Annotated in this window: 6 protein-coding genes; 1 reads left to right on the forward strand and 5 read right to left on the reverse strand. The window is 63.6% G+C overall.

From position 1 onward, the window contains the following. Both AC4FAH_RS01640 and AC4FAH_RS01645 read right to left on the reverse strand, forming a co-directional pair. Positions 1-380, reverse strand: a 380-nt coding sequence (locus AC4FAH_RS01640; protein ID WP_490245579.1) for a host attachment protein, incomplete at its 3' end; no start/stop codon positions are given. 255 nt (positions 381-635) lie between these two features. Then, positions 636-2,579 carry a methyl-accepting chemotaxis protein gene (locus tag AC4FAH_RS01645; protein ID WP_225347463.1) on the reverse strand — a complete coding sequence of 648 codons (1,944 nt, stop codon included), beginning with the start codon at positions 2,577-2,579 and terminating at the stop codon, positions 636-638. A 335-nt stretch (positions 2,580-2,914) separates the two neighbouring features. Between AC4FAH_RS01645 and AC4FAH_RS01650 the strand changes: the two genes are divergently transcribed. Beyond that, positions 2,915-3,463 (forward strand): hypothetical protein, encoded by a 549-nt coding sequence (locus tag AC4FAH_RS01650; protein ID WP_490245580.1) that lies wholly within the window; start codon positions 2,915-2,917, stop codon positions 3,461-3,463. Between the two features lie 144 nt (positions 3,464-3,607). Here the strand turns inward: AC4FAH_RS01650 and AC4FAH_RS01655 are convergent, their stop codons facing one another. The 3 genes from AC4FAH_RS01655 to AC4FAH_RS01665 all read right to left on the reverse strand — a co-directional run bounded on the left by AC4FAH_RS01655 (position 3,608) and on the right by AC4FAH_RS01665 (position 6,740). After that, the gene (locus tag AC4FAH_RS01655; RefSeq protein ID WP_043331784.1) at positions 3,608-4,336 is read right to left on the reverse strand and encodes an amino acid ABC transporter ATP-binding protein; all 729 of its coding nucleotides are present in this window, start codon (positions 4,334-4,336) and stop codon (positions 3,608-3,610) included. A gap of 78 nt (positions 4,337-4,414) precedes the next feature. Continuing rightward, entirely contained in the window at positions 4,415-5,539 is a 1,125-nt protein-coding gene (locus AC4FAH_RS01660; RefSeq protein ID WP_043331588.1) for an amino acid ABC transporter permease, read from the reverse strand. 10 nt (positions 5,540-5,549) lie between these two features. Then, complete coding sequence (locus AC4FAH_RS01665) at positions 5,550-6,740, reverse strand: amino acid ABC transporter permease (protein ID WP_043331589.1); 1,191 nt, start codon at positions 6,738-6,740, stop codon at positions 5,550-5,552. Between the last annotated feature and the right edge of the window lie 93 nt (positions 6,741-6,833).

Raw genomic sequence — 6,833 nt, forward strand, 5'->3', positions numbered from 1 at the left:
TGGGAGAGGTCCTTGTCGACGGTTTCCGTCACCAGCTTGGCGACCGGCTTGTCGAGCTTGTCGCGCAGCGCCCCCAGGAACTTGGGCGCGGCGGCGATGATCAGCTGATCGAACTTGCCGTCATTGGCCGTCTGCTTGAGGTATTGCGCGACTTCCTTGGCGAAGAAGTCCTGATGCTTGTCAGAGGTCGCGCCATCATCGCCAGTCTGATGCAGGCTGCCGTGCCCGCCGCTGGATTCACCCTTGCCACCGGTTCTCAGGTCACCGGTATGCTGGCGGCTTTCAGGATGTACAAGGCTTTCCACTTCGGTGACCTTGCCAGCGGCACGGGCAAAGATACGTGCACGTGCGGCGTCGGCAGCAACGATGTAAGTAACCATTTACACACTCCCTGTCTCTCGTGAGGCGTCGTTGATGAAGAATGACGATCATCGCTTCGCTTTCAATTGACTACATGCTGGCACCCTTGCGCACATTCAACCCTTGCCGCTCATTTCCCGCACACCGCCCCGCCAGCCCGACGCCTGAAGGTCGACAGGCAAGCAGATAACCAAAAACGCCAGGGCCGCCCCGAAGGGCGGCCCTGGCGTCTGATGCCTGTCACTGGCGACTGACAGGCTCGCGTGCTGACGGCCTTACCAGGCTTGCCAATCCAGCTCCTCCGATGCGACGGGCCTGGCAGCACGGGGACTGGAGCCCTGTGCGGACAGGGTGCCTGCGCTACGCGGCGCCATTGCGGGCGGCTGCGCAGGGCCATCCAGACGGAAGCGGCCCACCATCTCGGCCAGACGCGCCGACTGCTCGGAGAGCGCATCCGCTGCCGCGGCGGATTCCTCCACCAGTGCCGCATTCTGCTGTGTCACCTGGTCCAGCTCGGCCACGGCGCTGGAGACCTGTCCGACACCGTGATTCTGCTCCTGGGTGGCATGGCTGATCTCGCCGATCACCTCACTGACACGCATCACGCTGGCGACGATCTCGTTCATGGTGCTGCCGGCCACCCTGACCTGTTCGGCACCATTGCGCGTGCGCTCGTTGGCGGAGCTGATCAGCGTGGCGATTTCCCGCGAGGCCTCGGAAGAGCGCTGGGCGAGGGTACGCACCTCACCGGCCACCACCGCGAAGCCACGCCCCTGCTCGCCGGCGCGGGCCGCCTCGACGGAGGCATTCAATGCCAGCAGGTTGGTCTGGAAGGCGATGGAGTCCATGACACTGACGATCTCGGTGATCTTGCGCGAGTCGTCATCGATGCCCTGCATGGTGGTGACGACCTCTCCGATCACCTCGCCGCCGCGACGCGCGACCTCACTGGCCGACTTGGCCAGCCCGTCAGCTTCATGTGCGGAGTCCGCGGACTGGGCGACGGTGCCGGAAATCTGCTCCATCGAGGCCGAGGTTTCCTGCAGATTGGCCGCCGCCTGCTCGGTACGTGACGACAGATCCTGACTGCCCTGGCTGATCTCGGCGGCGGCGGTCTGTACCGCGCCACTGGCGAGGCGAATCTCGCTGAGCACGCCATTGAGAGTCGAGACGAAGCGATTGAAGGCATTGCCGATCTCGGCGACTTCATCACGCCCGCTGACCTGAATGCGCCGCGTGAGATCGCCCTCGCCTGCAGCGATATCCACCAGCGCATCACGCACCAGTGCCAGGCCGCGCAGACTGCGGCTGGCGATCCACGACATCACGGCGGCCGCCCCCAGCAACACCAGCAGCGTCATGGCCAGCGTGGTCCACAGCTGGGCATAAAGCGGTGCATCCGAGTCGGCCACATCCAGGGCCAGCGCCAGACGCCAACCGGTGTCTCCCAGCCCTGCCGAATCCAGCTCGGCACTGAACATGCGGTAATCACGCTGCTGGATATCGACCACCAGTGCCGACTGGCCAGCGGCCACCAGGCGATTGCTGCTGGCCAGGGTCTCGGGCGTCAGGGCCGATGCGAGTGCACTCATCGGCTTGAGCACCAGGGCATCATCCGGGTGGGCGATCAGCGTGCCGGTATCGTCGATCAGGAAGGCGAAGCTGTTGGGCGTCGGCGAGAGTTCGGCGACCGTGCGGGTGATGAACGCCAGCGGCAGATCACCACTGACCACGGCGACCAGCCGTGAGCCGCGATAGACCGGCGCCGCCACGCTGATTTCCAGTTCGCCACTGGTGGCACCGACATAGGGTGCCGTGATGACGGGCTTACCGGTCGCCACCGCCGCCTGATACCAGCCACGTTGGCGCGGGTCATAACCTGCCCGCCCCGGGCGCCCATCGAAGTAACGGAAGCGACCATCCGGGAAGCCGACATAGGTCTTGCTGAAGTCACCCTGCTTCATCGCCTGGGTCAAGGCGGCATCGGGGAAGTTCTCGAGGCTACTGGCCGCGATGCCGCTCACCGCATTGATATGCACGCTGAACCACTGGCTCAGCTGGGCGGCGTTCGATCTCAGCAACTGTTGCTGGTAGTCGCTCTCATCGGCATGCGTATTGCGGAACGTGGTCCAGGCATTCAGGCTGCTGACGACCACCAGCGCCACCAGCACTATCGCCACACAGGCTAACGTGATGCGCGCACGTAACGAGGCAAACATCGCCACTCCTTGGTTCAAATCCATCGGGAAGGGGGCCGGGGGCGCCAGCGCAGAGCGCGTCGGTCTGCCCCTCGGTGGCAAGGCATGCAGGCATGCGGTGTACCGGCGTCATCATCGGTACGTGCCGCCCTCTGTATCGGCATGCCCGGCCTTTCCTTTACCCCGCCAGCCACATGCAACGCTCCTCCATCGTTGCCGGAACCGACACTGGCGTCGCGACTCCCGGACATGACGTCGATGGCGAAGTGCGTGCTAACATCCGCCCAACGCGGGGTGCCGCCTGCCCGTCTGCCACCGCTCCCCTCATCCTGTGGTCTTTTCTCGGAGAAGTTTCGATGCGCAATCTGCTCCTGATGCGCCGCCCGCTGCCCCGGCGCGTGCTGGTCACCGCTCACCTGATGCTGCAGCTGGGATTGCTGGCGGCTGCCAGTGGCTGGACGCTGCAGCACTTGACGCCCATCGGGCCTGACAACTCGCTGGTCGCGCAGTGGCCGGTACTGGCGCAGGGTGTCGGCGGCTTCCTGCTGGCCTTCGTGATGACGCGCCTGCTGTTCGAGTTGCTGATGGCGCCGCATCACCTGCTGAGCATTCGCGGGGGCAACCACACCCTGGATGCCGCGGCGCTGGTGACGCGCTCCATCTCGCGCCGTCCGGCGGTGCACGACAATGACGACAGCTGGGTCGGCAAGCCACGCAGCGTCACCTGGCCGCGCGAAGGCGAAGAAGCCCCCGCTGCCACAGCGGCGACGGCGACATCTGCCGATACACCTGCCGCTGCCTCGCCCAAGGCCGCGGCCAAGCCGCAGGAGCCAAGCCTGGGCAGCGATGAAGAGCTGCCAGACACCCACAGCAGCGAAGTACGCCGCACCGAGCCCAGCCTCTAAGCGAGCCTATTTATTTAGCGGAATGAGTTGATAGTGAGCACCCACTGACTGCCTTGCGGCTCACACACGAAAACGCCCCGCATAATGGAAATCACGCGGGGCGTTTTCTGTTTACGGCTTACAGCATCCGATCAGTCCGTGGCCTCAATGCCCCAGAATCTGGCTGAGGAACAGCTGGGTCCGCTCGGACTGCGGATTGTTGAAGAACGGTTCCGGCGCGTTCTCTTCGATGATCTGGCCCTGATCCATGAAGATGACGCGGTCGGCGACGGTCTTGGCGAAGCCCATCTCGTGGGTCACGCACAGCATGGTCATGCCTTCATTGGCCAGTTCGACCATGACATCCAGCACTTCCTTGATCATCTCCGGGTCCAGCGCCGAGGTCGGCTCATCGAACAGCATCACCTCCGGGCTCAGACACAGCGAGCGCGCGATCGCGACACGCTGCTGCTGGCCACCGGACAGCTGACCGGGGAACTTGTGGGCCTGATCGGCGATGCGCACGCGCTCCAGGTACTTCATGGCTTCGGCTTCCGCCTCGCGGCGCGGCCGCTTCTGCACCCAGATCGGCGCCAGACAGCAGTTCTCGAGCACCGTCAGGTGCGGGAACAGGTTGAAGTGCTGGAACACCATGCCGACGTTGCGACGGATCGCCTCGATCTGCTTGATGTCCTGGGTCAGCGGCATGCCGTTGACCACGATATCGCCTTCCTGATGCTCCTCAAGATGATTGATGCAGCGGATCATCGTCGACTTGCCGGACCCCGAAGGGCCACAGATGACGATACGTTCGCCCTTGCGCACGCTCAGGTTGATGTCGCGCAGCACGTGGAAGTCGCCGTACCACTTGTTGAGACCCTTGAGCTCGATCATCGGGCGCTCATCGGCGCCGGTGTTGCCCTGCGAGGCGGATGTTGTCGTTGTCATGATGAAGATTCCTTGGCGCCGTGATCAGCGCTTCTTGTGACCGGTATGCAGCAGGCGCTCGAGATACTGGCTGTAGCGCGACATGCTGAAGCAGAAGACCCAGAAGACCAGCGCCACGAAGGCATAGCCCTCGATGGAGTAGCCCAGCCATTTGGGGTCGGCGAGACCGGCCTGCACGATGGCGAGCAGATCGAAGAGCCCGATGATCAGTACCAGCGAGGTGTCCTTGAACAGGGCGATGAAGGTGTTCACGATGCCGGGAATCATCAGCTTGAGCGCCTGGGGCAGGACGATCAGCCCCATGTTGCGCCAGTAGCCCAGCCCCAGCGCCATGCCGGCCTCGGTCTGCCCCTTGGGGATCGCCTGCAGGCCACCACGCACCACTTCCGCCATGTAGGCACTCTGGAACAGGGTGATGCCGATCAGCGCGCGCACCAGCTTGTCGAGATTGACCTCGCCAGGCACGAACAGCGGCAGCATCACCGAGGCCATGAACAGCACCGTGATGAGCGGCACACCGCGCCAGAACTCGATGAACACCACACAGATGCTCTTCACGATCGGCATCTCGGAGCGACGCCCCAGCGCCAGCAGGATCCCCAGCGGCAGTGCCGCCACGATACCCACCACCGCCAGCACCAGTGTCAGCATCAGACCGCCCCACTCGTGGGTACCGACGATCTCGAGGCCGAAGCTGCCGCCATGCAGCAGGAAGTAGGCGATGAAGGGGAACACCGCCAGGCTGACGATGGCGACCCAGCCCTTGGCCGGCAGCTTCGGAATCGCCAGCCAGGCGATCAGAGCCGCAAAGACGGCGAAGACGATATCGACCCGCCAGGTTTCCTCGCTCGGGTAGAAGCCGTAGATGAACTGATCGAGACGCGCACTGATGAAGACCCAGCAGGCGCCCTCCCCCGTGCAGTCCTCTCGTGAGGTGCCGCTCCAGCTGGCATCGATCAGCGCCCACTGCAGGCTGGGCACCACCAGCAGATAGACCAGATACAGCGCGAACAGCGTGAACAACGTATTGATCGGTCCGGCGAACAGATTGCTGCGCAACCAGGCCACCGCGCCGATGCTGTCGCTCGGCGCCGGACGGGAATCGATCATCTTCTCGGTGACCCGTGACAGGGTCTTTTCAATCGACATGGGCAGACCCTCAGCGCTCGACCAACGCCATGCGGGCGTTGAACCAGTTCATGAACATGGAGACCAGCAGACTGATGGTCAGATAGACCAGCATCGTCATGGCGATCACCTCGATGGCCTGACCGGTCTGGTTGAGCGTGGTACCCGCGAAGACCGAGACCAGATCGGGATAGCCGATGGCCGTGGCCAGCGACGAGTTCTTGATCAGGTTCAGATACTGGCTGGTCAGCGGCGGGATGATGACGCGCAGCGCCTGCGGCACCACCACCAGACGCAGTGTCATGCCACCGGACAGCGACAGCGCCCGTGACGCTTCGGTCTGGCCGTGCGGTACCGCTTCGATGCCGGAACGCACGATCTCGGCGATGAAGGCTGCGGTATAGACCGACAGCGCGACCCACAGGGCGAGGAACTCGGGGACGACCGTGATGCCGCCACGGAAGTTGAAGCCCTTGAGTTCCGGCAGCTCCCAGCTCAGCGGCATGCCCATCGCGAAGTAGGCCAGCAGCGGCGCCACGATGATCAGACCGAGCGAGATCCAGCCCGCCGGCAGGCGCTGACCGGTACGGGCCTGACGCTGGCGGTTCCAGTAGCTGAAGATGCCGCTGGCGACGACGGCCAGCACGAACACCGCAATCACCACCGAGAAACCGCTGGAAGTGATGGGAGCCGGCACGAACAGACCGCGCACGTTGAGGAAGAACGCCTCGCCCAGCGACAGCGAGCCACGCGGACTCGGCAGGGTTCTCAGGACGGCGAAATACCAGAAGAAGATCTGCAGCAGCAGCGGGATGTTGCGGAAGACTTCGATATAGACCGCCGCCAGCCGTGAGATCAGCCAGTTGGGGGACAGACGCGCGACCCCCATGACGAAGCCGATCACGGTCGCGGCGATGACACCCAGCGCGGATATCAACAAGGTATTGAGCAGGCCGACGATGAAGGTATCGCCATAGGTGGATTGCTCGGAATAGTCGATCAGGCTCTGCAGGATGCCAAAGCCTGCGGTGTTGTCCAGAAAGGCAAAGCCGGTGGTGATGCCACGGCTTTCGAGGTTGGTCAGGGTATTGCTGACGATGATCGCCAACACACCGAACACGCCTGCCAGCATCAATAGCTGGAAGATCAGTGCCCGCTTGGCCGGGTCACGCCAGAATGGCGGCTTGACCGTGGCCGGCGGGCGAGAAGCAGGTTGTGTCATACAGGCAATCTCCGCCGGAAAGCTATGCGACTTCCGCCTGCCGTCCTATCGAACGGCAGATCAGTTATCTCTCGGCACTCGATGAATGGGTCA

It is taken from the genome of Cobetia sp. (assembly GCF_983723665.1).

What these genes read in the sequence shown, in the direction of transcription:
- AC4FAH_RS01645 (WP_225347463.1), bottom strand. Translation starts at nt 2,579, where the DNA reads ATGTTTGCCTCGTTACGTGCGCGCATCACGTTAGCCTGTGTGGCGATA.
- AC4FAH_RS01650 (WP_490245580.1), top strand. Translation starts at nt 2,915, where the DNA reads ATGCGCAATCTGCTCCTGATGCGCCGCCCGCTGCCCCGGCGCGTGCTG.
- AC4FAH_RS01655 (WP_043331784.1), bottom strand. Translation starts at nt 4,336, where the DNA reads ATGATCGAGCTCAAGGGTCTCAACAAGTGGTACGGCGACTTCCACGTG.
- AC4FAH_RS01660 (WP_043331588.1), bottom strand. Translation starts at nt 5,539, where the DNA reads ATGTCGATTGAAAAGACCCTGTCACGGGTCACCGAGAAGATGATCGAT.
- AC4FAH_RS01665 (WP_043331589.1), bottom strand. Translation starts at nt 6,740, where the DNA reads ATGACACAACCTGCTTCTCGCCCGCCGGCCACGGTCAAGCCGCCATTC.